Origin of the sequence: Piscinibacter sp. XHJ-5, from assembly GCF_029855045.1 — a bacterium.
Lineage (GTDB): Bacteria > Pseudomonadota > Gammaproteobacteria > Burkholderiales > Burkholderiaceae_C > Albitalea.
Map to the genome: position 1 here is coordinate 774,002 of NZ_CP123228.1, position 22,606 is coordinate 796,607.

Consider the following 22,606-nt stretch of genomic DNA (forward strand, 5'->3'; position numbering starts at 1 on the left):
GGCAAGGCGTTCGGGGAGCCGATGTGATGAGCCGCAATCCGCCACCCATCGCGGCCGCCGTGCCGCTGCTCGAGGCGCACGGCCTGTGCGGCTGGTACGGCGCCGCGCAGATCCTGTTCGATGTCGACCTGCAGGTGCGCCGTGGCGAAGTGGTCGCGCTCATGGGCCGCAACGGCGCCGGCAAGTCGACGACGCTGAAGGCGCTGATGGGACTGCTGGCCAAGCGGCGCGGCACGCTGACGTTCATGGGCCGCGACATCTCCGCCAGGGAGCCGCACGAGGTGGCTCGCCTGGGCCTGGGCTTCGTGCCGGAGGACCGGCGCATCTTCACCGACCTCACGGTGCGCGAGAACCTCGAGGTCGGGCGCCAGCCGCCGCGCCGGTGGCCCGACGGCAGCGCGGCGCCGGAGTGGACGACCGATGCGCTGTTCAGGCTCTTTCCGAACCTCGGCGAGATGCCCGACCGCCCGGGCGGCCGCATGAGCGGCGGCGAGCAGCAGATGCTGACCGTCGCGCGCACGCTGATGGGCAATCCGTACCTCGTCCTGCTCGACGAGCCTTCCGAAGGCGTGGCGCCGGTCATCGTGGAGCAGATGGCGCAGATGATCCTGCAGCTCAAGGCGCAGGGCGTCAGCATCCTGCTGTCGGAACAGAACATGCATTTCGCCGAACTGGTATCGGACCGTGCCTATGTGCTGGAGAAGGGGCAGATCCGCTACCAGGCGACGATGGCCGAGCTCGCCGCCAACGACGAGGTGCGGCGGGCGTACCTGAGCGTCTGATCGACCCGTGATCGCGGGAGCGCATCCAACCGAAGGAGAGTCACCATGCAGCGCAGAACCCTGATGACCGCCTTGCTTGCCGGGGCAGCCTTGCCGTGGCGTGCCTTCGCCGCCCCGGTCAAGCCCGATGCCCAGTCGGCACTCATCGTCGTCGACGTGCAGAACTGCTTCGTCACCGGCGGCACGCTGCCGGTGAAGCAGGGCGAGGACGTGGTGCCGGTCATCAACAGGCTCGCCAAGGCATTCGAGAACGTCGTCATCACCCAGGACTGGCACACCAAGGGCCATGCGTCCTTCGCCAGCACGCACGGCGGCAAGAAGCCGTTCGAGACGACCAGGCTGAGCTACGGCACGCAGGTGCTGTGGCCCGACCATTGCGTGCAAGGCACGCCCGACGCGGCGCTGCACAAGGATCTCGACATCCCGCATGCGCAACTCATCGTGCGCAAGGGCTTCCATCCCAAGGTCGACAGCTATTCGGCCTTCGAGGAGGCCGATCGCAAGACGCCCACCGGCCTCGGCGGCTACCTCAAGCAGCGCGGCATCAAGCGCGTCTTCGTCACCGGCCTGGCGACCGATTTCTGCGTCGCCTGGACCGCCATGGATGCGCGCAAGCAGGGCCTGGAGACCTACGTGATCGAGGATGCGACGCGCGCGATCGATCTGAACGGCTCGCTCGCCGCCGCCTGGAAGCAGATGACGGCCAAGGGCGTCCGGCGCATCCAGTCGGCGGACATCGCGGTGGCGGCTTGACGTCGCTGACGCTGCGGGTGAACGGCCGCGAGCACGCGCTGGCGGTGCCGGCCAGCGCGCCGCTGCTGCAGGTGCTGCGCAACGACCTGGGGCTCAACGGACCCAAGTACGGCTGCGGCCTCGGCGAATGCGGCGCCTGCCTGGTGCTGGTCGACGGCGTCGCGGCGCGCTCCTGCGTCATCCCCGCCGGTGGCGTCGCCGAGCGCGAGATCACGACGCTCGAAGGACTGGGCACGCGCGACCGGCTGCACCCGGTGCAGCAGGCCTTCATCGAGGCGCAGGCGGCGCAGTGCGGCTATTGCCTCAACGGGATGATCATCGCGACGGTGGCGCTGCTCGCGCGCACGCCGCGCCCGAGCGAAGCGCAGGTCCGCGCCGCGCTGTCGCACAACCTGTGCCGCTGCGGCACGCATGTGGAGATCCTGCAGGCGGTGGAGCGCGCCGTCGAACTCATGACATGACACGCCGTGCCGACACGCCGCAATCGCGGCACGACTTCCATGCGGCGAACGGCGTGCTGCTCGTGTGGCGCATGCCGCCGCCGGCGCCGCCGGTCGCGCCCGGCCAGCCGGCGATCGTTCCGGCCAATCCCGCCGAGGGGCCCGAGATCCTGGTCGCGGTCTGGGACGACGGCAGCGTGACCGCGCTGCACGGCCATGTGGACCTCGGCACCGGCATCCGCACGGCGCTTGCGCAGATCGCCGCCGAGGAGCTCGACGTGGCGCTCGGCTGCGTGAACATGGTGCTCGGCGACACCGCCCGCGCGCCGAACCAGGGCGCGACCATCGCCAGCGCGTCCATCCAGATCCATGCCGTGCCGATGCGACAGGCCGCGGCGACTGCGCGCGCCTGGCTGCTCCATCAGGCCGCCGACGTGCTGCAGCGCCCGGCCGAGCTGCTCGACGTGCGACACGGCGTGGTGCGCGTGCGGGGCGAGCCCGAACGCCGCGTGAGCTATGCCGATCTGCTGCGCGATCGCCATGTCGAGGTCGAGCTGCGCACCGATGCCGAGCTGAAGCCGCCCTCCGAATACCGCGTGGTCGGCCAGTCGGTGCCGCGCGTGGACATTCCCGCGAAGGCGCGTGGCGAGACCGTCTTCGTCCACGACATGCGGCTTGCGGAGATGCTGCACGGCCGGGTCGTGCGGCCGCCCTATGCCGGCGTCGATGCCGGCGACTTCGTCGGCCGCACGCTGGAGGCGGTCGACGAGGCCTCCATTGCGCACCTGCCGGGCATCGTCAAGGTCGTCGTCATCGGCGACTTCGTCGGGGTGGTCGCCCAGCGCGAGGAGCAGGCGGAGGCCGCGATGCGCGAGCTGCGGGTGGCCTGGAAGCCGTGGCCCGGCCTGCGTCCGCTGGACGACCTGGAGCAGGCGCTGCGCGCCCATCCGTCGACGCCGCGCGTGCTGGTCGACGAAGGCGACGTCGATGCGGCGCTCGCGGCCGCTGCGCAGCCGATGCCGCGCACCTACGTCTGGCCGTACCAGATGCATGCGTCGATCGGGCCGTCGTGCGCGCTGGCCGACTGGCAGGGGGATCGCCTCACCGTCTGGGCCGGCACCCAGAACCCGCACGTGCTTCGCGCGGACCTGTCGCGCCTGACCGGCCTAGCCGACACCGCGATCGAGGTGGTGCGCATGGAGGCGGCCGGCTGCTACGGCCGCAACAGCGCCGACGATGTCGCCGCCGATGCGGCGCTGCTGGCGCGCGCCGTGGGCCGGCCGGTGCGTGTGCAGCTCACCCGGGAGCAGGAGCACGCGTGGGAGCCCAAGGGCGCCGCCCAGCTGATGCAGATCGCCGGCGGCTTGAACGACGACGGCAGCCCGGCGGCCTACGACTTCCAGACTTCGTATCCGTCGAACGGCGCGCCGACGCTGGCGCTGCTGCTCACCGGCACGATCGCGCCCGACGGGGCGGCCTACCAGATGGGCGACCGCACGGCCGCGCCGCCGTACGACTACCGGGCGCTGCGCGTGACCGCGAACGACATGCCGCCGATCCTGCGCGCGTCGTGGCTGCGCGGCGTGTCGGCGCTGCCGAACTCGTTCGCGCACGAGTCGTACATCGACGAGCTGGCGACGGCCGCCGGCGTCGACCCGGTGGCGTACCGGCTGCGCCACCTGAAGGACGCACGCGCCGCCGAGCTCGTGCGCGCCACCGCCGACCGCGCCGGCTGGATCGTGCACACGCAGCCGCAGCAGCAGCCGGTGCACGGCGACATCGCCCGCGGCCAGGGCTTCGCCTATGCCCGCTACGTGCACAGCAAGTTCCCGGGCTTCGCCTCGGCGTTCGCCGCCTGGGTCGCCGATGTCGAAGTGAACCGGCGGACCGGCGAGGTGCATGTGAGCCGCATCGTCGTCGGTCACGACGCGGGGCTGATGGTGAACCCGGCCGGCGTGCAGCAGCAGGTGCACGGCAACGTGCTGCAGACCACGAGCCGGGCGCTCAAGGAGCGCGTGCGCACCGATCCCGACACGCATGCGGTGGCCAGCCGCGAATGGGGCAGCTACCCCATCCTCAGCTTTCGCGAGGTGCCGGTGATCGAGGTGCTGCTGATGCCGCGTCCCGGCGAGCCGCCGCTGGGAGCGGGCGAGTCCTCGTCGGTGCCGGGCACGGCGGCGATCGCCAACGCGATCTTCGACGCGACCGGCGTGCGGTTCCGCCAGCCGCCGTTCACGCCCGAGGTGGTGCGGGCGGCGCTGAATCCGCTGCCGGCACCGCCGCCGGCCGCGACGGCGCCGGCCGCGACGGCGTCCATGCCCGCCGATGCGCCGTGGCCTTCGGGCAAACGCTGGTGGGCCCGCGCCGGCGCGCTCGCCGCCGGGGTGCTCGGCCTGGGCGCCGCCGCGCTCGGCTGGCGAGCCACGATCGCGCCCATCGCCAGGCCCGACACCGGCATCTACACCACTGCGACGCTCGAACGCGGCCGCCAGCTGGCGGCGCTGGGCGACTGCGCCGAGTGCCACACCGCGCCGGGCGGCATCCGCAACGCCGGCGGTCGCGACATGCCCACGCCGTTCGGCACCGTGACGACGACCAATCTCACGCCCGACATCGAGACCGGCATCGGCGCGTGGTCCTTCGCCGCCTTCCAGCGCGCGATGCGCGAAGGCGTCTCGCGCGACGGGCGTCACCTGTACCCGGCGTTCCCGTACACCGCGTTCGCGAAGACCAGCGACGACGACCTGATGGCGCTGTACGCCTACCTGATGTCGCAGCCGGCGGTTCGCCACGAGGCGGCGCCCACACGGCTCGCCTTTCCGTTCAGCGTGCGGCCGCTGATGGCCTTGTGGAACGCGCTGTACCTGGATCCCGCGCCGATGTCCGCGGACCCCTCGCGCTCCGCGCTGTGGAACCGCGGCGCCTACCTCGTCAACGGACTCGGCCACTGCGGCGGCTGCCACACGCCGCGCAACGCACTGGGAGCCGAGCAGGGCGGCACCCGCTACCTCGCCGGCGCCATGGTCGAAGGGTGGGAAGCGCCGCCGCTCACCGCGCTGAGTCATGCGCCCGTGCCGTGGAGCGAGGACGAGCTGTTCCGCTACCTGCGCTCGGGCGTCACGCGGCGGCACGGCGTGGCCGCCGGCCCGATGGCCCCGGTGGTGCGCGAGCTGGCGACCGTGCCCGAGGAAGACGTTCGCGCGATGGCGCACTACCTCGCGTCGTTTCAACCGCCGGCAAACGACGCTGTCGCGCCCGTGGGCGAGGCGTGGCTGGCGCCCGGCGCGGCGCAGCGCCTGTTCACCTCGGCGTGCGGTGCCTGCCACCACGACGGCGACGGTCCGGCGACGTTCGGGCCGAACCTTCCGCTCGCACTCAACAGCAACCTGCACAGCCCGCGACCCGACAACCTGCTGCGCGTGATCCTCGAAGGCATCCGGGAGCCGGCCACGCGGGAGGTCGGCTTCATGCCGGCCTTTCGCGACGCGCTCGACGATCGTCAGGTCGCGGCGCTGGCGGCTTACATGCGGGCGCGGTTCGCGCCGGGAAAGCCGGCGTGGACCTCGCTGGAGGAGGCGGCAGCGCGTCTGCGAGGCGGTCACTGAGCGCACGTTGCGTCGGCGGCACTGTCCTTGCCGTTCAGTCCGTTTGGGCGTGAGAATCGCCCGCCTGCCGAACCTCAGGCGTCAACTCAAGGTCGAACTTCATGAACGTGTCAGAACTTCTTCGATGGCAGTGGGATGGCTATACCCGGTACCACGGCTCGCGGTTCAACCTCCTCCTGCACATCGTCGTGGTGCCGCTCTTTCTTGTCGGCAACGTGGTGCTGCTGGCAGCGCTCGCGCAGCGCGCATGGCCGGCAGCGCTCGGCGGGGCGGTGGCCATGGTGGTGTCGGTGGCACTGCAGGGCCGCGGTCATCGGGCGGAGACCCTGCCGCCCGAGCCCTTCACCGGTCCGCTCAACGCGATCTCGCGGATTTTCCTGGAGCAGTGGGTGACCTTCCCCAGGTTCGTGCTGTCCGGCCACTGGATGAAGGCCTGGCGCCACGCGTCGGCCTCCTGATGCCCACCCTCACGTCCTGCAAGGTCACCTCATGGCACCACCGCTCCTCGGCTTCGACCACATCCACGTCTTCGTGACGGACCGCGCGGCCGCAGAAGCCTGGTACGCCAGCGTGATGGGGCTCGCACGAACGCCTGAACTCGAGTTCTGGACCGAGGACGGCGGCCCGTTGACGCTGCAGGATCCCGGCAACACGGTTCATATCGCCCTGTTCGAACGGCCCCACCAGAAGAACCGGGCCACCGTTGCGCTGCGCGTCAGCGCGCAGGCCTTCGCCGAGTGGCGCCGCCACCTCGCCTCGTTTCCGGAAGTCGGCGTGTCCCTGCAAGACCACGCGGTGTCCCTGTCGCTGTACTTCAGCGACCCGGACGGCAATCCGTACGAGATCACCACCTACGAATACGCAGCGGCAAAGGCGCCTTGACGCCTCGCCGCCGATGCTCTCGCGCCCTCACCCCGGCCCTCTCGCGTTTTCGGGAGACGGGGCCGAACGGTCGTACAGGAAATCGTCGGGCAGGCCGAGCCGCCGGCAAGCCTGAACCGCCGGACTCGAGGTCATCACCAGCCGGTCGCTGGCCTGCGCCAGCGCGATCACGACAGGCCGCTGCCACGATCGCAGGCCGTGCGACTCGTCCAGCCCCAATCGCGTGCGCACCCATGGCGGCGTGATGTCGACCGCGGCGCGTATCAGCAGCCCTTGCAGGGGCCGCGCCGTCGCCGGCAATGCCGGTGCGTGGCGAAGAATCCGCAGGAAGTCGAACACGATGTCCGACGGCTCCAGCCGCCGCTGCATCGCGGCCAGGAAGTGATCGAGCTCGTCCTGCGAGGTGGGCGCGCCATCCGCGCCATACAGGCGTGCGGCGGTGCGTCCTTCGGCATAGAGACGATCACGTTCGCGGCGGGCCAGAGGTCGCACGTAGGCGTGCGTTGCCTCGGCGATGCCGAAGGCCGCGGTGGCATGCACCCAGCGCAGCAGCGTGGGGTCGCTGGCACGGTACGGCTCGCCGGCCGGCGTGACCCCCGCGATGTGCTCGTGCCGACGCACCACCGACGCGATCATCGCCTCGGTGCGGCTGCGCGGGCCGTAGACCGTCATCATCGCGGCGAGGGCGGTGCGCTGCAGCCGCTCGACGGGCCGCTCGCGAAACGTCGTGTGCTCCCACACGCCGGTGCGCACGCGCGGCTCGGCGAGCTCGAGGATCACCGCGGCCACGCCGCCGATGAACAGCGCCGTCGGGTTCTTGAACAGCTGCCACGACACCGAATCGGGCGGCACCAGCGCCTGCTCCCACGCCGGCGACTCGAAGGATTCGGGAGCGCTGCCCTGCGGCTGCAGCATCGCGCGCACCGAGGCTTCGATGCGCCGATGCAGCGGGGCGGGCAGCCACAAGGCGGACATGCGCCGCAGCGTCGCATGGGCGCGCGCGACGCGCAAGCCATGCCTTCCCGCTCAATCCGCCTCGATCTTCGAGGCCTTCACCACCTGTCCCCAGCGCGCGAGCTCGGCCTTGCTGTACTCCCCGAACTTCTGTGGACCCATGAAGTCCGCGCTCGCGCCCTGCTCGGCGGCCTTCTGCTGGAAGGACGGCGTGGCCATCACCTTGCGAATCTCTTCGCTGAGCCGGTCGATCACCGGCTGCGGGGTCTTGGCCGGTGCGAAGACGCCGAACCATGACGACGCGTCCAGCCGCGGCAAGCCGGCCTCGGCGGCGGTGGGCACGTTCGGCAGCGAGGCGAGCCGGGCGTGGCCCGTCACCGCGAGCGCTCGCACCTTGCCCTGCTGGATGAACTGCATGAACGGCGGCGGCGTGCCGAAGGTCATGTCGACCTGCGCGCCCAGCAGGTCCTGCAGGGCCGGGCCGGTGCCCTTGTACGGAATGTGCGTGAGCTGGATGCCGGCCTGCTGCTCGAGCATGGCGCCGGTCACGTGCTGCAGCGAGCCGTTGCCCGACGACGCATAGGTCAGCTTGCCGGGATTGGCCTTGGCATACGCGACCAGCTCCGCAAGCGTCTTCACCGGCAGGCCCTCGCGCACGACGATCACCTGCGGCGCGCTGAGCACGTTGGCGACCGGGCGCAGGTCGTCCGGCGTCCATTGAGCCGCCTGCTTGGTGACGTGCGGCGTGATGACGTGGTAGCCCGAGTACTGCATCAGCAGCGTGTGTCCATCGGCCTCGGCGCGCTTGACCGCCACCGCGGCCAGGGCGCCGCTGGCGCCGGCGCGGTTGTCGACCACCACCGTCTGCCCCAGCGCCTTGCCCAGCGGGTCGGCCAGCATGCGCGCGGCGATGTCGGTCGTGCCGCCGGGCGCGGCCGGCACGATCAGCGTGATCGGTTTGCTCGGAAAGCCGCCCTGCGCGGCAGCCAGGCCGGCGAGGGCCGCCGCCGCGGCGGCGATGGCGATGCGGCGAATGCGATGGGGTTTCATTGGGTTGTCTCCGGTTCTCGGTGGGGTCAGGCGTCGCGCGCGAGCGCTCGCTGGCGAATCTGTTCGAAGTCGGCGGGGCGCGGGTGCAGGTCGAGACGCCGTCCCGCCTTGACGATCTGGCTCGGAATGTCGTGGCCTATCAGCGAAGGCAGTCGGCGCGCGGCCTCGATGAGCCGCGCCAGGTCGACCCCGGTGGCATGGCCCATCAGCTCGAGCGCATGCACGATGTCCTCGCTGCAGACATTGCCGGTGGCGCCGGGCGCGTACGGGCAGCCGCCGATGCCGCCGATCGATGCATCGAAACGGTCGGCGCCGGCCTCGATGGCCGCGAGCACGTTGGCCAGGCCGAGCCCCCGCGTGTTGTGGAAGTGCAGCGTGAGTTCGGTGTCGGGCCAGCGCTCGCGAAAGGCGCGGGTCAGCGCGGCCACCTGCGGCGGGTAGGCCATGCCGGTGGTGTCGCACAAGGTCACGCCGCGTGCGCCCAGCCGGTCGATGAAGCGCTCGCACCATGCGAGCACCTCGGCGTCGGGAACGTCGCCTTCCATCGGGCAGCCGAAGCTGCACGACAGCGACACGTTGACCGGCACGCCGGCCTGCGTGGCGATGCCGGCGACCTCGCCCAGGCCTGCGAAGGACTGCTCGCGCGTCATGCGCAGGTTGGCGAGGTTGTGGGTCTCGCTGGCCGACATCACCAGGTTCAGCTCGTCGGCCCGCGATTCGATCGCGCGCTGTGCGCCGCGCACGTTGGGGACCAGCGCGCTGTACACCACGCCGGGACGCCGCCGGATCTCGCGCAGCACCACCTCGGCATCGCGCAGCGCGGGTATGGCCTGCGGGGAGACGAAGGCCGTCACCTCGATCTTCGCGAGGCCGGCGTCGGACAGCGCATCGACCAGCGCGATCTTGTCCTCGGTCGGCACGAACGCCGACTCGACCTGCAGCCCGTCGCGCGGGCCGACCTCCTGCATGTGAATCCTCTGCCCGCTCATGACACCACCTTTCTGCCGCGCAGCGCGGCAACGTCTTCCACGGAAAGTCCCAGCTCGCGCAGCACCGCATCGGTGTCGTCGCCCAGCCGCGGTGCCGACGAGCGCACCGTGCCCGGCGTGCCGAGCAGCTTGGGCACGATGCCCGGCACGTCGACCTCGTAGCCTTCGCGCGTCGACTGCTTCAACAGCATGTCGCGGGCGCGGTAGTGCGGGTCTTCGGCGATGTCCTTCGCGGTGTACACGCGGCCGGCCGGCACGCGTGCTTCGCCGAGCTGCTGCAGCACGTCGTCCACGGCGCGCACCTGCGTCCATGCTTCGATCGCGCCGTCGATCTCGCTCACGCGCGCGACGCGTCCCGCGTTGCTGCCCAGCCCGGGGTCGTTGCCCAGGTCATCGCGGCCTATCGTCTGCATCAGGCGCTTGAAGATGCTGTCGCCGTTGCCGGCCACCAGCACGACGCCGTCGGTGCAGCGGTAGGCGTTGCTCGGCGCGATGCCGGGCAGGGCCGAGCCCGCCGGCTCGCGCACCGCGCCGAAGGCGCTGTACTCCGGGAGCAGGCTTTCCATCACGTTGAACACCGCCTCGTGCAGCGCCACGTCGATCACCTGTCCGCGGCCGCCGTTGACCTTGCGGTGGTACAGCGCGGTCAGCACGCCGATCGTGCCGTGCAGGGCGGCCAGCGTGTCGCCGATGGAAATGCCGCAGCGCACCGGCACGCGGCCGGGCTCGCCGGTGAGGTGGCGCAAGCCGCCCATCGCTTCGCCGATCGCGCCGAAGCCCGGCAGGTCGCGGTAGGGCCCGGTCTGCCCGTAGCCCGAGATGCGCAGCATGACGAGCCCGGGATTCAGCGTCGACAGCTGGTCCCAGCCCAGACCCCAGCCCTCCAGCGTGCCGGGGCGGAAGTTCTCGATCAGCACGTCGGCCTGTGCGATCAGCCGGCGCGCGATGTCCTGGCCTTCTGCGCTGCGCAGGTCCAGCGCGATGGACCGCTTGTTGCGCGACTGCACCTGCCACCACACCGAGGTGCCGTCCTTGATCAGGCGCCAGTTGCGCAGCGGGTCGCCCGTGCCGGGCGGCTCGATCTTGATCACGTCGGCACCGAACTCGCCCAGCGTCTTGCCGGCGAAGGGACCGGCGATCAGCTGTCCCATCTCGATGACGCGCACGCCTTCGAGTGCGCCGGGGGGCATTGCGTCGTTGTGCATGGATCGGTCTCCTGGGCGATGGAGGGATTGTGGGAACGCCGGGGGGCGGGCGGAATGATCAGGACGGGAGCGGAGCTTTCGCGGAATGCGAAAGCGCACCGGGCGCAGGCATCACGAGTGCCGCAGATGCTCCAGCAGCAGCCGCACCGGCCGCTGCAGCGCTCCCATGTCGCGCGCTCCGATGAGCAGCTCGCGCTCGATCCACGCATCGGTGAGGTCGATCTTGCGCAGCCCCATGGAGCGCAGGTGCGGCTGCACGGCCGCATCCGGCAGCACCGCGATGCCCAGCCCGGCGGCCACCATCTGGCACATCGCGTCGAAGCTGCGCACATGGATGCGCAGCTTCAGGCGTCGGCCCAGCGCCTCGGCCTCGAGCCCGAGACGCCGCGCCAGGGAGGTGCCCTGCGAGAGGCCGACGAAGTCGTAGTCGGTGGCAGCGACGAAGGCGATCTTCCTGCGCCCGGCCAGCGGATGCCCTTGCGGCACGACCAGCACCAGCCGGTCGCGCCGATAGGGGACGGTCTGCAGGCCCAGCGGCGGCGTGCGGTCGGCGAAGATGCCGATGTCCGCGCGCCCGTCGAGCACCGCCAGCACGACGTCGCTGCTGTTCTGCTCGTCGAGCTCGATGCGGATCGCCGGATGCGCGGCCACGAAGGCCGCGAGGTCGGCCGGCAGGAACTGCGTGATGGCCGAGGTATTGGCCCACAGGCGCACCACGCCGACGATGCCCGAGGCATGGTCCGACAGGTCGGCCGCGAGCTGGTCGACGTCGCTCAGGATGCGCTGCGCGTGGCGATGCAGGGCCTGACCGGCCAGGGTGAGGGTGACGCCTCGCGAATGCCGCTCGAACAGCTCGGCGCCGACGGCCGCCTCGAGGTCGGCGACGCGCTTGCTGGCCGCACCCACCGCCAGGTGCGCCAGGCCGGCGCCCTTGCTGATGCTGCCGGTGCGCACGATCAGGCTGAACAGCGAGAGCGAAACGAGGTCGAGGCGGTGCAGGTTCACTCAGTGCTCGCGCGGGTACCGGAAGGCTTCGTGGATGCGCTCCATGCCCATGCGCTCGTAGAAGCCGACCGCGTCCGGCATCGACGACAGCACGAGGCTGGCCCGGGGCCCGAGCTGGCGTCGGGTTTCCTCGAGCAGTCCCCTGCCGATGCCCAGGCCCTGGGCCGATTTCGACACCGCCAGTTCCGCCAGGTAGCCGCACCACGAGAAGTCCGTCAGGCAGCGCGCGACGCCCGCCAGCGGATGGCCGGGCTGCTGCAGTCGCGCGGTGACGATGAGGTTGGCGCCCGCCAGCATCTCCTTCAGCCGCGCCTCGTCGTCGATCGGGCGCGTGGTGCCCAGGCCGGACTCCACGAGCACGCGGCGGAACTCGGCCACCGACAGTGCCGGCTCCCGGGCATAGACCACGGCGGGGAGGTGGCTGGTCGCGCAAGCCTCGAGTGCGCGGTCGATGAAGGCTTGCCAGGTGGCGTCAGGCTCCCACACCTGGCGCATCTCGCGCAGTGCGTCCTGCGCAGGCCACCCGAGCCGCACGATGCGATGCAGGGCGATGAAGACCGGAACGCGCTTGTTGTGCATGCAGTGGACGAGCGTCTTGCGCTCGCCGGCCTGCTCCATCGCCGCGAAGAAGGCGGCCAGATCCTCCAGCCGCGGCGCAGCGAACTGCACCGGGATGTGGACGTAGGCCATGCCCAGCGCGCGCACTGTCGCGGCCTCGTCGTGCAGTGCCAGGTTCACGATGACCTCGAAGCCCGCTTGTGCGAGCGCCGCCAGCTGCGCCTCGGAGGGCTGGCCCGACGTCGCCAGAGTGGCGCCCAGCGGGACGTACCTCACGATCGAAGCGAGCGAAGGCTCCATGCGCTACAGCGCCTTGCTCATGCGCAGCAGCGGCACGGCGACGCCGCCTCGCTCGTCGACGAGCCGCTCGACCGGCTCGTAGCCGCACGCGCGGTAGAGCGGCTCGCCGGCCATCGTGGCCACCAGCTCGGCGCGGCGGAAGCCTTCGTGGCGGGCGGCCGTCTCGCACAGCGACAGGATCAGCCGGCCGACGCCTTTGCGCGTGTGCCGCGGATGCGTGTACATCGCCCGGATGCGGGCGGCGTCGCGGGCGGGATCGAGAAGCGATGCGCTGCGGCCGGGCGTCTGGTCGCCGCCGTAGAGCGTGGCGCGCCGGCTCCAGCCGCCGCAGCCGGCCAGCTCGCCGCTGTCTTCGACGAGGAAGTAGGTGCCGTCGTCGACGAGCTGCGTGTCCAGGCCCATGATCGTGCGGCTGGAGGCGATCTGGTCATCGTCGAGGAACGGCCGCTGCAGCTCGGAGATGGCCGTCTCCATGAGGCACTTCAGCGCGTCGAGGTCGTCGCGGCGCGCCGGTCGATGCGTCAGGCCGGGATGCATGCTTTCAGCGAGCCCGGCTCGGGGGCGTCTCGCAAGTGAGATCGAAAGCGCTGCAGCGCTGCTCGTCGATGGGACGGACCTCCAGCGCCAGGCCGAAGGCGAGGCACGGATTCTCCGCCGCGAGCCGCGCCGCCTCTTCCAGGCTCGGCGCGAGGATGGTCCAGTACCCGCCGACCACTTCCTTGGCTTCGCTGAAGGGTCCGTCCGTCACGGCATGCCGCGTGACCAGCTTGCTCTCGCGGGCCAGCCGCTGCCCGGGCTTCATCCGGCCGGCCTCCACCATGCGCTCGTGCCATGCGTAGAAGCGGTCGATCGCGTCCTGGATCTGCTGCGGCGAGGCCTGCGGATCCCACTGCCCGCGCGAGAGGACGAGGTACTGGTTCATCGGGTGCTCCCGGTGTCGGCGCGGAATCGCCGGAGGGCGCGAGATTGCCACAGCCGCCCCGTCGACACCACGACGAGGACGATGGACGCGGCGCGTCGGTTCCGGCAGCAGCTGACCCGGATCCTTCGGAGTTCGAGAAGGCGCCAGGGTGCAGCTCACGCCGCCGACCTGAAATAGACGATCACCTGCGTCAGCCGGATCGACAGCACCACGTACACGAAGATCGCGGCCAGCCTCAGCACGACGTGGTGCTTGCGTCGGGCCAGTCGGCGCAGGCCGTCGAACAGGTTGAGTCCCAGAAGCATCACGCCGAGCGCGGCGACGCCGTAGCCGGCGACCTGCGGGCTCCACGGACCGTTCACCCCCAGGGCATCGAAGTGGTGGGCGGCATACATGCCGGCCGCGATGACGAGCGCACTGGTCATCACGTTGCGCGCATGCGAGAAGACGGTGTCCAGCCCCTGCTTGTCGAAGAGCTCTTCGACAAGGTCCTGCCAGGTCTGCCTGAGCCATGCCGCCATCGCGTGTCCTCCTGTCGTCGATGGGCAAGGAGCTTGAGGGCCGCGGCATGCGGCTTGATTGCCCCGCACGGGCGGGGTGTTTCAGGTGAAACGCATCGTCCTACCGCGCCGCGACGCCGACTCGATTGCGCCCCTCGCGCTTGGCCGCCAGCAGCTCGTCGTCCGCGGCCTTCAGCAGCGCATCCGGCGAAGGCGCCGCAAGCGTGGTGTCGGCGATGCCGGCCGAGAAGCTGAGCCCGCGCAGCGTGACGCCTCCGAGCTCGAACACCTGCGCGCGCCAGCGGCGCAGCAGCGACTGCACCTTGCGGCGCGCGCCCAGCGCGTCGGTGCGGGGCATCAGCAGGCAGAACTCCTCGCCGCCGTAGCGGCACGCCACGTCGCTGCGTCGGCTCTGTCCTGCGAGCAGCTCGCCGAAGGCCGCGAGCAGGCGGTCACCGGCCGCATGTCCGTGGCGGTCGTTGATGGACTTGAAGTGATCGAGGTCGATGATGGCCAGCGCCATCGTCTGCGCGTCGCGCCGCGCCAGCGCGAACAGCGTCGGCAGCGTGTCGTTGAGGTGGCGGCGGTTGAACAGGCCCGTCAGGGGGTCCTGCGTCGCCTGCTGCCGCAGCGCCTCCTGCAGCGCCTGCACCTCGTGAACCTTGCGCGAGAGCTGTTCGTTGATCTCGGCCAGCTCCGCGCGTGCCCGCTCCGTGCGGCGCCGGCGCGCGTCGTTCTCGTCGAGCCGGTGCTGCAGCCGCAGCAGCTCGGTCTGCAGGGTGGCAGCCTGGTAGCGCGCCCGCGATGCGAGCTGCGCCTGCGCGCTGTGCAGGCCCTGCCAGCGGCGCAGCGCGACCAGCGCCTCGGCATGGCGTCCGGCGCTCTCGTGCGCCTCGCTGAGCACGGCAAAGAACTGGGCGCGGATGCGCACGCTGAGTCCCTCGACGCCGTCGCTGGCGGCTTCGGCCAGCAGGGGCTGCAGCCGCGCCACCGCGTCGTCGGGCCGTCCGCTGCACAGCGCCAGCAGGGCCGCGGCGGTCGCACGCTCGAGGCGCTCGTCGGGCAGGGCCGAAGGTCCTTCGGCCAGCGCGCGCTCGACCAGGTCGGCGCCCAGCGAGAGATGGCCGGCGCGCAGCGCGGCGATCGCCAGCGATTCGTGATGCGCCGCCATGCGCCCGCGCCCGCTCGGATCGGCCGGCATGTCGAGCACCGCCGCGATGTCGGGCAGGCTCTCGGCCGCCCGACCCAGCTCGGTGAGGCAGATGACCCGGTTGATGAGCAGCACGCTGAGCAGGCGCGCGTTCTTCAGCTTCGCACAGCGCGCCAGGCCCTGGTCCACGTGCTGCAGCGCATGCTCGTAGTCGCCGATCTGGAGCAGCTCGTGCGCGAGGTTGCAGTGCAGGACGGTGTCGAAGCCGCGGCCGCCCGAGGGGCCGGCGTCGCGCAGCGCCTCGAACATGTAGGCGAAGGCCTGCGCTGAATCTCCCTGGGCCGAATAGCAGCCGGCGATCGTGTTCAGCAGCACGCCGAGCTGCTCGTGCCGCAGCACCCGCACGCCCTCGTCGCGCAAGGGCAGCACCAGCGACAGCGCCTGCTGGATGTGCCCCTGGCGCCACATCGAGCGTGCGATCGCGGCGCCGGCGAGCAGGCTGCCCGCGCGGTCCCCGCTGGCGTCGAAGCAGGCGCGCGCCAGCTGCAGCTCGACGGCGGCTTCGGCCGCGGTGGCGTAGTACAGGAGGTGGAAGCCCAGCGCCACGCGGGCCCAGCCTTCGGCGGTGACGTCCGAGGCGCGCGTGGCCGCCGCGATCGCGCGTTCGGCCAGTGCCCTTGCCTGCGTGGAGTCGACGTGCAGCAGGTTCCAGGCGCGCCGCGCCTGGCGCAAGGGAGCGGAGTGAACGGGACGCGGGGTCGCCATCGGCGAATTATCGGGGCGCCGATGCCCGGTTCGACGGTGGCGGACCGCCGGCGTGTTCGCGCGGATCGATCTCCGATCCGCTATTCGTAGCAGGGCGCCAGCGAGCGGACCTCCACCGTGGCCCATTGGGCGGCCGGGCATTCCGCGGCCAGGGCGACGGCTTGCTCGCGCGTCTTGCTGTCGATCAGGAAAAAGCCGCCCACCATTTCCTTGGCCTCCGCGAAAGGCCCGTCGACCACCTGCGCCTTGCCGGCGCGCGTGCTGACGCGCGAGGCCTCGGACTGCGACTTCAGCGACTCGCTGGCCAGCAGCAGGCCGCGCGCACGCAGGCTGTCTCCCCAGCGGAGCATGCGGTCGTACACCTCGCGGCCCTCGGCCTCGCTGCGGGTGAGCCGCTGGCCGACCGGTTCAATGATCAGCAGCATGTGAGCCATCGAAGATCCCCTCGGAAGTGCGGTGGAAACGAAGCGGCGATTAGATCACCGTCGACCCGCACCGGTCGTCACAGGTCCATCACCCGGTCCAGCCCGCGCACCACGCCGGTGAGGCCGCCCACCTTGCGGATCGCCAGCAGCGCCCCGTCGACATACGGCTCCGCGCTGGTGCCCGCCTGGTGGCTCAGATGCAGACGCTGGTCCTTCATGCCGAAGACCACCTCGACGCCCAGCACGAACCCGGGCACGCGCAGCGCATGCACCTGCACGCCGTTCACCGTTGCGCCGCGAACGCCGGCCGGCCCGTTGACCTGGTCCAGCGGCACGCCGAGATCCGGCTGGCGGACGCGTCCCAGGCGCAGTGCCAGCTCGCGCACCGTGCCGGAGGGCGCGTCGGGCTTGGAGTCCTTGGCGTAGTCGATCACCTCGAAGTTCGGGATGTAGGCCGCGGCCATCTCGGCGAAGCGCTGCAACAGCACGACGGTGAGCGCGAAATTGCCGCACGCCAGCACGCCGCGCCGTGCGGCCCGTGCGACGCGGTCGATGTCGGCATAGTCCTCGTCCGACAGGCCCGAAGTGGCGACGACGACGTGCGCGCCGGCCTCGAGCGCGGCCACGATGTTGGCCTTGACGGTCGCGATGTCCTTGGGCTTGCTGTACTCGACGTAGACCTCGCACGGTGACTGCGCCAGGGCCGCCGCGGCGGTGGGCGAGACCACGCAGTCGAGCGCCTCGTCGCCGAGCACCTCGCCGAGGCGGCGTCCGGCCGATCGGGCGCCGACCGCGCCCACGAGCTTGAGGTCCGGCTGGCGCGCGATGCCGCGGGCCAGCGCCGAGCCGGCCCAGCCGGTGGCGCCGCAGAGGATGACGGTCAGGGGGGTGTTCATCGGTCGATTGTGAGGGCGAAGTCTTGGAGTTCCACTTTCACACAGATGCGTGCGAACAATTCGCTTGTCCACCAGCGAAAGCCCCCGTAGATTCTGTTCCCATGACGCACACCAAACCGACCTTCCACTGGGACGACCCGCTGCTGCTGGACGGCCAGCTCGGCGCCGACGAACGCGCCGTTCGCGACGCCGCGCGCAGCTATTGCCAGGAGCGCCTGGCGCCCCGCGTGCTGGAGGCGTTTCGCCACGAGAAGACCGACGCGGCCATCTTTCGCGAGATGGGCGAGCTCGGCCTGCTGGGTCCCACCATTCCCGAGACCTACGGCGGCGCCGGCCTCAACTACGTCAGCTACGGCCTGGTGGCGCGCGAGGTGGAGCGCATCGACTCCGGCTACCGCTCGATGATGAGCGTGCAGTCGTCGCTGGTCATGGTGCCGATCAACGAATTCGGCACCGAGGCGCAGAAGCGCAAGTACCTGCCGCGGCTGGCCAGCGGCGAATGGATCGGCTGCTTCGGCCTCACCGAGCCGAACCACGGCTCCGACCCCGGCAGCATGGTCACGCGCGCCCGCAAGGTGCCGGGGGGCTACTCGATCACCGGCTCGAAGATGTGGATCACGAACTCGCCCATTGCCGACGTGTTCGTCGTCTGGGCCAAGGACGACGAGGGCGCCATCCGCGGCTTCGTGCTCGACAAGGGCATGAAGGGCCTGTCGGCGCCGGCCATCCACGGCAAGGTCGGGCTGCGGGCGTCCATCACCGGCGAGATCGTGCTCGACGCGGTCTTCTGTCCCGAGGAGAACGCCTTCCCCGAGGTGCGCGGCCTCAAGGGGCCTTTCACCTGCCTCAACAGCGCCCGCTACGGCATCGCGTGGGGTGCGCTCGGGGCCGCCGAGGACTGCTTCCATCGCGCGCGCCAGTACACGCTGGACCGCAAGCAGTTCGGCAAGCCGCTGGCCGCCAACCAGCTCGTGCAGAAGAAGCTCGCCGACATGCTGACCGACATCGCGCTCGGCCTGCAGGGCTGCCTGCGCCTGGGCCGCATGAAGGACGACGGCAGCGCGGCCGTCGAGCTCACCAGCATCATGAAGCGCAACTCCTGCGGCAAGGCGCTGGAGATCGCGCGCACGGCGCGCGACATGCTGGGCGGCAACGGCATCAGCGACGAGTTCGGCGTGGCACGCCACCTGGTGAACCTGGAGGTCGTCAACACCTACGAGGGAACGCACGACGTGCACGCGCTGATCCTCGGGCGCGCCATCACGGGCATCGCGGCGTTCTGATGTCGCTGATGCCCGCCGCCCGCACGCCGCCGCTGGCCGGCGTGCGGGTGCTCGACCTGTCGCGCGTCCTGGCCGGGCCCTGGGCCGGCCAGATGCTCGCCGACCTCGGCGCCGACGTCGTGAAAGTCGAGCGGCCCGGCAGCGGCGACGACACCCGCGCCTGGGGCCCGCCGTCGCTGAAGGACGACGCGGGCCGCGACACCGGCGAGGCGGCCTACTTCCTCTGCTGCAACCGCAACAAGCGCTCGGTCACGTTGGACCTCGCGCGGCCCGAAGGCCAGGCCGTGGTGCGCGAGCTGGCCCTGCGCAGCGACGTGCTGCTCGAGAACTTCAAGCTCGACGGCCTGCGGCAATACGGACTGGACTACCCCGGCCTCGCCAGCGTGAACGAGCGGCTGATCTATTGCTCCATCACCGGCTTCGGGCAGACCGGTCCCTATGCGGCGCGCGCCGGCTACGACTTCCTCATCCAGGGCATGGGCGGCCTGATGAGCGTGACCGGACGTGCCGACGGCGAGTCCGGTGCCGGCCCGCAAAAGGTGGGTGTCGCGCTCGTCGACGTCATGACGGGCCTGCATGCGGCCATCGCCGTGCTGGCAGCGCTGGCCGAACGGCAGCGCTCGGGACGCGGCCAGCACATCGACCTCGCGCTGCTGGACGTCCAGGTCGCGTGCCTGGCCAACCAGGCCGCGAGCTATCTCGCCGGCGGCGTCGTGCCGCGGCGCATGGGCAACGCGCATCCGACCATCGTGCCGTACGAGGACTTCCCGACCGCCGACGGCGACGTGATCCTCGCGATCGGCAACGACGGCCAGTTCGCGCGCTTCTGCGAGGTGTCAGGCCGGCCCGAGTGGGCCTCCGATGCGCGCTTCGCGACCAATCCGCAGCGGGTGGCGAACCGCGCAGTGCTCATCCCCTTGCTGCGCCAGACCACGGTGATGCGTACCACGCGCGACTGGGTGCAGGCGCTCGAAGGCGCCGGCGTGCCCTGCGGACCCATCCATCGCATCGACGAGGTGTTCGCCGATCCGCAGGTGCGCTCGCGCGGAATGCGCATCGAGATGCCGCATCCTCTGGCAGGCACGGTGCCGCTGGTGGCCAATCCCATCCGGCTGTCGGCCTCGCCGGTGTCGTACCGGCATGCGCCGCCCACGCTGGGGCAGCACACGGACGAGGTGTTGACCGAGTGGCTGGGATGGGAATCGGCCAGGGTGGAGGGTCTGCGGGTGGCGGGCGTGGTGTGAGATCAGCCCGGGTCCACCGCCCGTGCCGCCTGGACCACCGCATCGCGCAGCCATCGCTGCCCCGCATCGCGCTCGTGCCGCCGGTGCCACAACAGCCCCACCTCGATCGCCGGCACGGCGAAGGGCAGTGGGCGGACGGCCAGCGACTGGGCGAATCCGGTCGCGGGGACGAAGCTGCGCGGCAGCACCGTCAGCAGGTCGGAGTCACGCACCACGCAGGCCGCGGTGGAGAAGTGGCTCACCGTCATGACGACGCGCCGGCGGCGTCCCAGTCGCGCGAGCGCCTCGTCGACGAAGCCGCGCTGCCGGCCGGCGAAGCTCACCCGGAGGTGGTGCGCTGAGCAATAGGCGTCGAGGCCCATCAGCTCGCCTTCGCCCGCCAGCGGATGACCGGCGCGCATCACGCACACGTATTCGCACGCATACAGCGCGTCCAGCACCGTCATGCCCTTGCCGCCCTCGGTCGCCTGCGCGACCTCGACATCGGGAAAGAAGCCCACCGCCGCGTCCGCCAGGCCCTGGTCGATCTGCGGACGCGGGTCGCGCGTGGCCAGCGGCAGCACGCGCAGGTCGACGCGCAGGCGCTCGCGCTGCACATGGCCGACGAGCGCGGGCAGCAGCACGTCCGCCGTCGCGTCGGCCATGCACAGCGTGAAGCAGCGCTCGTCGTGGCGCGGGTCGAACCCGTTGCTGTCGAAGGCACCGCGCAGCGCATCCATCGCCGCGCGAACGGCAGGCCACAGTGCCTGCGCGTGGGGCGTGGGCGCCATGCCGGTGCTGCCGGGCACGAACAGGTCCTCGCCGGTGGCATCGCGCAGCCGGCGCAGGGCATTGCTCACGGCGGGCTGCGACATCGCGAGCCGTGCAGCGGCGCGCGTCACGTTGCGTTCGACCATGACGGCGTCGAAGACACGCAGCAGGTTGAGATCGAGGGTGCGGAAGTTCACAGGGCCGGTGGAGTGAAGGCATTCGCCGCGGTGATGGCGGGATTCCCAGAAGCAATTTCCCAACTATGCGGGAAAACCCTAGTCTGGCTTCGATGGGGCTCGCAGAGTCCCGCCACTGGGAAAGGGGAAGTCCATGACAAGCCGACAGATCGAGGTTCGCATTCAGGCGGCCGCGGCGCCGCCGCGCGGGGCGGTGCTGGCGGGCACGCTGGCCGCCTGGCTGCTGCAAGGGCTGGCGCGGGGCGGGCGTGCGCTGCTGTCGCGTCCCGCGGCGGTTTCCGCGCGACATCGCCACAGCCGTGCCTGGTGAGGCCGCCATGGCATGGCTGAAGACGATGGCCGCGGTGCGCGAGCGCTGCCGGCGGTGGTGGCGCGACGTTCCACCGTCGGCACGCGATCTGCGCGCGCTCGCGCACGACGTCGAAGCGCAGCAGCCGTCGCTGGCGGCCGAGCTGCGCGGCATTGCGCTGCATTGCGAAGCGCTGCAACGGAGCGCGCGATGAGCGGCATCTCGAGCGGCGCGGCGACACACGGGCCGGCACACCTCACGTGGCGCGACATGCTCGCCCGAATCGGTAGGGCGGTGTGGCGCGCGCTGGAGGCGCACGGCCGGTCGCGCGGCCGGCGTGAGCTGCTGTACCTGGCGGACCGGTGGCAGGCGAATCAGCCGCAACTCGCGGGCGAGATGCGTGCGGCGTCGCGGCGCTGCTCCCCGCTCTCCCGCGGGGCGGCAGAGGACTCCGTGGATCGCCTCACTTCACCTTGAACACCTGCCGCAGGTAGGCCAGGAAGGTCTCGTCGTCGCACATCGTCTTGCCGGGGCTGTCGGACAGCTTGGCCACCGGCTGCTCGTTCGCGCGTGTCAGCTTCATCACGATGTTGAGCGGCGTGAGACCCACGTCGTTGGTCAGCAGCGTGCCGATGCCGAAGCCCAGCTGCGTGCGGTCGGCAAAGTGGCGGTACAGCGCAAGCGCGCGTCGCACGTCGAGCCCGTCGGAGAACACCAGCCGCTTGGTGTGCGCGTCGATGCGCAGCCGCGCGTAGTGGGCCAGCGCCTTTTCGCCCCATGCCACGGGATCGCCGGAATCGTGGCGCAGACCGTCGAAGAGCTTGGCGAAGTACAGGTCGAAGTCGGCGAGGAACGCATCCATGCCGACCACGTCGGTGAGGGCCGTGCCGAGGTCGCCGCGGTACTCCTGCACCCAGTCCTCCAGGGCAGCCCGCTGGTGGTCGCGCAGCCGAACGCCCAACGCCTGGTAGGTCTGCAGGTATTCGTGTGCCATGGTGCCGATGGGCACCAGGTTGAGGTCGCGCGCCAGCAGCACGTTGGACGTGCCCTTGAAGAATTGCGGCACCTCGCGCTTGAGCGTGGCGACGATCTCGCGCTGCCAGGCGCCGGAAAAGCGCCGGCGCACGCCGAAGTCGAAGAACTCGAAGGGATGGGCTCGCGCCGGCTCGCGCTCGAATTCGCGCAGGCTCGCGATCTTGGCCTGGAGCCTGCGCCGGCCTTCGGCCAGTGCGGCGGCCTGGTCGAAGCGTCGGAAGTACAGCTCGTTGACGATGGCCAGCACGTGGATCTCGAAGGCCATCACGTGAACCTGCGGACCGCGTGCCTCGATGTGCAGGGTGTCGCCTTCGGCGCGCGCGCGGATGAACTCGCGCTGGAAGCGAAAGATGCGCAGGAAATCGACGAAGTCCGACTTGATGAAGCGCAGGCCGCGCAGGTAGTCGAGCTCCTCGGGGGTGAAGCTCAGCCGGCACAGGTGGTCGAGCTGCTCGTTCACCTCGGGCAGCAGCTCGGCCAGGGGAAAGGGGCAGACGTCGCGGCAAACGAAGGTGTACTCGGCGCGCGTCTGCGGATGACGATGCAGCATCGCCTGCCACATCGTGAACTTGTAGAGATCGGTTTCGAGCAGGCTGGTGAGGACCGGTGACATGGAAGAGCTCCTGG

24 protein-coding genes are annotated in these 22,606 nt (G+C 70.9%); 10 read left to right on the top strand and 14 right to left on the bottom strand.

Translation table 11 applies throughout. From position 1 onward, the window contains the following. Positions 1-26: 26 nt before the first annotated feature. The 6 genes from P7V53_RS03690 to P7V53_RS03715 all read left to right on the top strand — a co-directional run bounded on the left by P7V53_RS03690 (position 27) and on the right by P7V53_RS03715 (position 6,462). Positions 27-782, top strand: coding sequence for an ABC transporter ATP-binding protein (locus P7V53_RS03690; RefSeq protein WP_280154126.1), 756 nt, complete (start codon positions 27-29; stop codon positions 780-782). Positions 783-827: 45 nt separating this feature from the next. Beyond that, on the top strand, positions 828-1,535 hold the full coding sequence (pncA, locus tag P7V53_RS03695) for a bifunctional nicotinamidase/pyrazinamidase (protein ID WP_280154127.1): 708 nt from the start codon (positions 828-830) through the stop codon (positions 1,533-1,535). Next, positions 1,532-1,996, top strand: a complete 465-nt coding sequence (locus tag P7V53_RS03700) for a 2Fe-2S iron-sulfur cluster-binding protein (RefSeq protein WP_280154128.1) — start codon at positions 1,532-1,534, stop codon at positions 1,994-1,996. Before pncA ends, P7V53_RS03700 begins: the two co-directional genes overlap by 4 nt. Continuing rightward, entirely contained in the window at positions 1,993-5,580 is a 3,588-nt protein-coding gene (locus tag P7V53_RS03705; RefSeq protein WP_280154129.1) for a molybdopterin cofactor-binding domain-containing protein, read from the top strand. The genes P7V53_RS03700 and P7V53_RS03705 overlap by 4 nt, the downstream gene beginning before the upstream one ends. A 101-nt stretch (positions 5,581-5,681) precedes the next feature. After that, the gene (locus P7V53_RS03710; RefSeq protein WP_280154130.1) at positions 5,682-6,038 is read left to right on the top strand and encodes an Mpo1-like protein; all 357 of its coding nucleotides are present in this window, start codon (positions 5,682-5,684) and stop codon (positions 6,036-6,038) included. A gap of 31 nt (positions 6,039-6,069) precedes the next feature. Then, the gene (locus tag P7V53_RS03715) at positions 6,070-6,462 is read left to right on the top strand and encodes a VOC family protein (RefSeq protein WP_280154131.1); all 393 of its coding nucleotides are present in this window, start codon (positions 6,070-6,072) and stop codon (positions 6,460-6,462) included. A gap of 27 nt (positions 6,463-6,489) precedes the next feature. Here P7V53_RS03715 and P7V53_RS03720 read toward each other — a convergent pair whose 3' ends face one another. The 12 genes from P7V53_RS03720 to dapB all read right to left on the bottom strand — a co-directional run bounded on the left by P7V53_RS03720 (position 6,490) and on the right by dapB (position 17,181). Then, positions 6,490-7,437 (bottom strand): oxygenase MpaB family protein, encoded by a 948-nt coding sequence (locus tag P7V53_RS03720; protein ID WP_280154132.1) that lies wholly within the window; start codon positions 7,435-7,437, stop codon positions 6,490-6,492. A gap of 51 nt (positions 7,438-7,488) precedes the next feature. Then, positions 7,489-8,466, bottom strand: coding sequence for a tripartite tricarboxylate transporter substrate binding protein (locus tag P7V53_RS03725; RefSeq protein ID WP_280154133.1), 978 nt, complete (start codon positions 8,464-8,466; stop codon positions 7,489-7,491). Positions 8,467-8,492: 26 nt separating this feature from the next. After that, entirely contained in the window at positions 8,493-9,455 is a 963-nt protein-coding gene (locus tag P7V53_RS03730) for a hydroxymethylglutaryl-CoA lyase (RefSeq protein ID WP_280154134.1), read from the bottom strand. After that, the gene (locus tag P7V53_RS03735; protein ID WP_280154135.1) at positions 9,452-10,660 is read right to left on the bottom strand and encodes a CaiB/BaiF CoA-transferase family protein; all 1,209 of its coding nucleotides are present in this window, start codon (positions 10,658-10,660) and stop codon (positions 9,452-9,454) included. The genes P7V53_RS03730 and P7V53_RS03735 overlap by 4 nt, the downstream gene beginning before the upstream one ends. Before the next feature lie 111 nt (positions 10,661-10,771). Beyond that, entirely contained in the window at positions 10,772-11,665 is an 894-nt protein-coding gene (locus P7V53_RS03740; RefSeq protein WP_280154136.1) for a LysR substrate-binding domain-containing protein, read from the bottom strand. Beyond that, positions 11,666-12,523, bottom strand: coding sequence for a GNAT family N-acetyltransferase (locus P7V53_RS03745; protein ID WP_280154137.1), 858 nt, complete (start codon positions 12,521-12,523; stop codon positions 11,666-11,668). It abuts the gene before it with no gap. A 3-nt stretch (positions 12,524-12,526) separates the two neighbouring features. Further along, positions 12,527-13,060: a GNAT family N-acetyltransferase gene (locus P7V53_RS03750; RefSeq protein WP_280154138.1), complete on the bottom strand. Its 534-nt coding sequence runs from the start codon at positions 13,058-13,060 to the stop codon at positions 12,527-12,529. 4 nt (positions 13,061-13,064) lie between these two features. Beyond that, entirely contained in the window at positions 13,065-13,445 is a 381-nt protein-coding gene (locus tag P7V53_RS03755) for a YciI family protein (RefSeq protein ID WP_280154139.1), read from the bottom strand. A 155-nt stretch (positions 13,446-13,600) separates the two neighbouring features. Continuing rightward, positions 13,601-13,966 (bottom strand): hypothetical protein, encoded by a 366-nt coding sequence (locus tag P7V53_RS03760; protein ID WP_280154140.1) that lies wholly within the window; start codon positions 13,964-13,966, stop codon positions 13,601-13,603. A gap of 100 nt (positions 13,967-14,066) precedes the next feature. Further along, positions 14,067-15,860 (bottom strand): diguanylate cyclase, encoded by a 1,794-nt coding sequence (locus P7V53_RS03765; RefSeq protein WP_280154141.1) that lies wholly within the window; start codon positions 15,858-15,860, stop codon positions 14,067-14,069. Positions 15,861-15,940: 80 nt separating this feature from the next. Then, a complete protein-coding gene (locus tag P7V53_RS03770; RefSeq protein ID WP_280154142.1) occupies positions 15,941-16,294 on the bottom strand; it encodes a YciI family protein in 354 nt (117 codons plus the stop codon). Positions 16,295-16,362: 68 nt separating this feature from the next. Then, positions 16,363-17,181, bottom strand: a complete 819-nt coding sequence (dapB, locus tag P7V53_RS03775; RefSeq protein WP_280154143.1) for a 4-hydroxy-tetrahydrodipicolinate reductase — start codon at positions 17,179-17,181, stop codon at positions 16,363-16,365. Between the two features lie 101 nt (positions 17,182-17,282). Here dapB and P7V53_RS03780 point away from each other — a divergent pair, with 101 nt between their 5' ends. Both P7V53_RS03780 and P7V53_RS03785 read left to right on the top strand, forming a co-directional pair. Continuing rightward, on the top strand, positions 17,283-18,464 hold the full coding sequence (locus P7V53_RS03780; protein WP_280154144.1) for an acyl-CoA dehydrogenase: 1,182 nt from the start codon (positions 17,283-17,285) through the stop codon (positions 18,462-18,464). Beyond that, positions 18,464-19,708, top strand: a complete 1,245-nt coding sequence (locus P7V53_RS03785; protein WP_280154145.1) for a CaiB/BaiF CoA-transferase family protein — start codon at positions 18,464-18,466, stop codon at positions 19,706-19,708. The genes P7V53_RS03780 and P7V53_RS03785 overlap by 1 nt, the downstream gene beginning before the upstream one ends. Positions 19,709-19,710: 2 nt before the next feature. On the opposite strand, the gene P7V53_RS03790 is transcribed toward P7V53_RS03785, so the two are convergent. Then, the gene (locus tag P7V53_RS03790) at positions 19,711-20,655 is read right to left on the bottom strand and encodes a LysR family transcriptional regulator (protein WP_280154146.1); all 945 of its coding nucleotides are present in this window, start codon (positions 20,653-20,655) and stop codon (positions 19,711-19,713) included. 133 nt (positions 20,656-20,788) lie between these two features. Here P7V53_RS03790 and P7V53_RS03795 point away from each other — a divergent pair, with 133 nt between their 5' ends. Together P7V53_RS03795 and P7V53_RS03800 are read left to right on the top strand one after the other, a co-directional pair. After that, the gene (locus P7V53_RS03795) at positions 20,789-20,965 is read left to right on the top strand and encodes a hypothetical protein (protein WP_280154147.1); all 177 of its coding nucleotides are present in this window, start codon (positions 20,789-20,791) and stop codon (positions 20,963-20,965) included. A gap of 7 nt (positions 20,966-20,972) precedes the next feature. After that, positions 20,973-21,158: a hypothetical protein gene (locus tag P7V53_RS03800; RefSeq protein WP_280154148.1), complete on the top strand. Its 186-nt coding sequence runs from the start codon at positions 20,973-20,975 to the stop codon at positions 21,156-21,158. A 249-nt stretch (positions 21,159-21,407) separates the two neighbouring features. Here the strand turns inward: P7V53_RS03800 and pncB are convergent, their stop codons facing one another. Then, positions 21,408-22,592 (bottom strand): nicotinate phosphoribosyltransferase, encoded by a 1,185-nt coding sequence (gene pncB / locus P7V53_RS03805; protein WP_280154149.1) that lies wholly within the window; start codon positions 22,590-22,592, stop codon positions 21,408-21,410. Positions 22,593-22,606 lie beyond the last annotated feature (14 nt).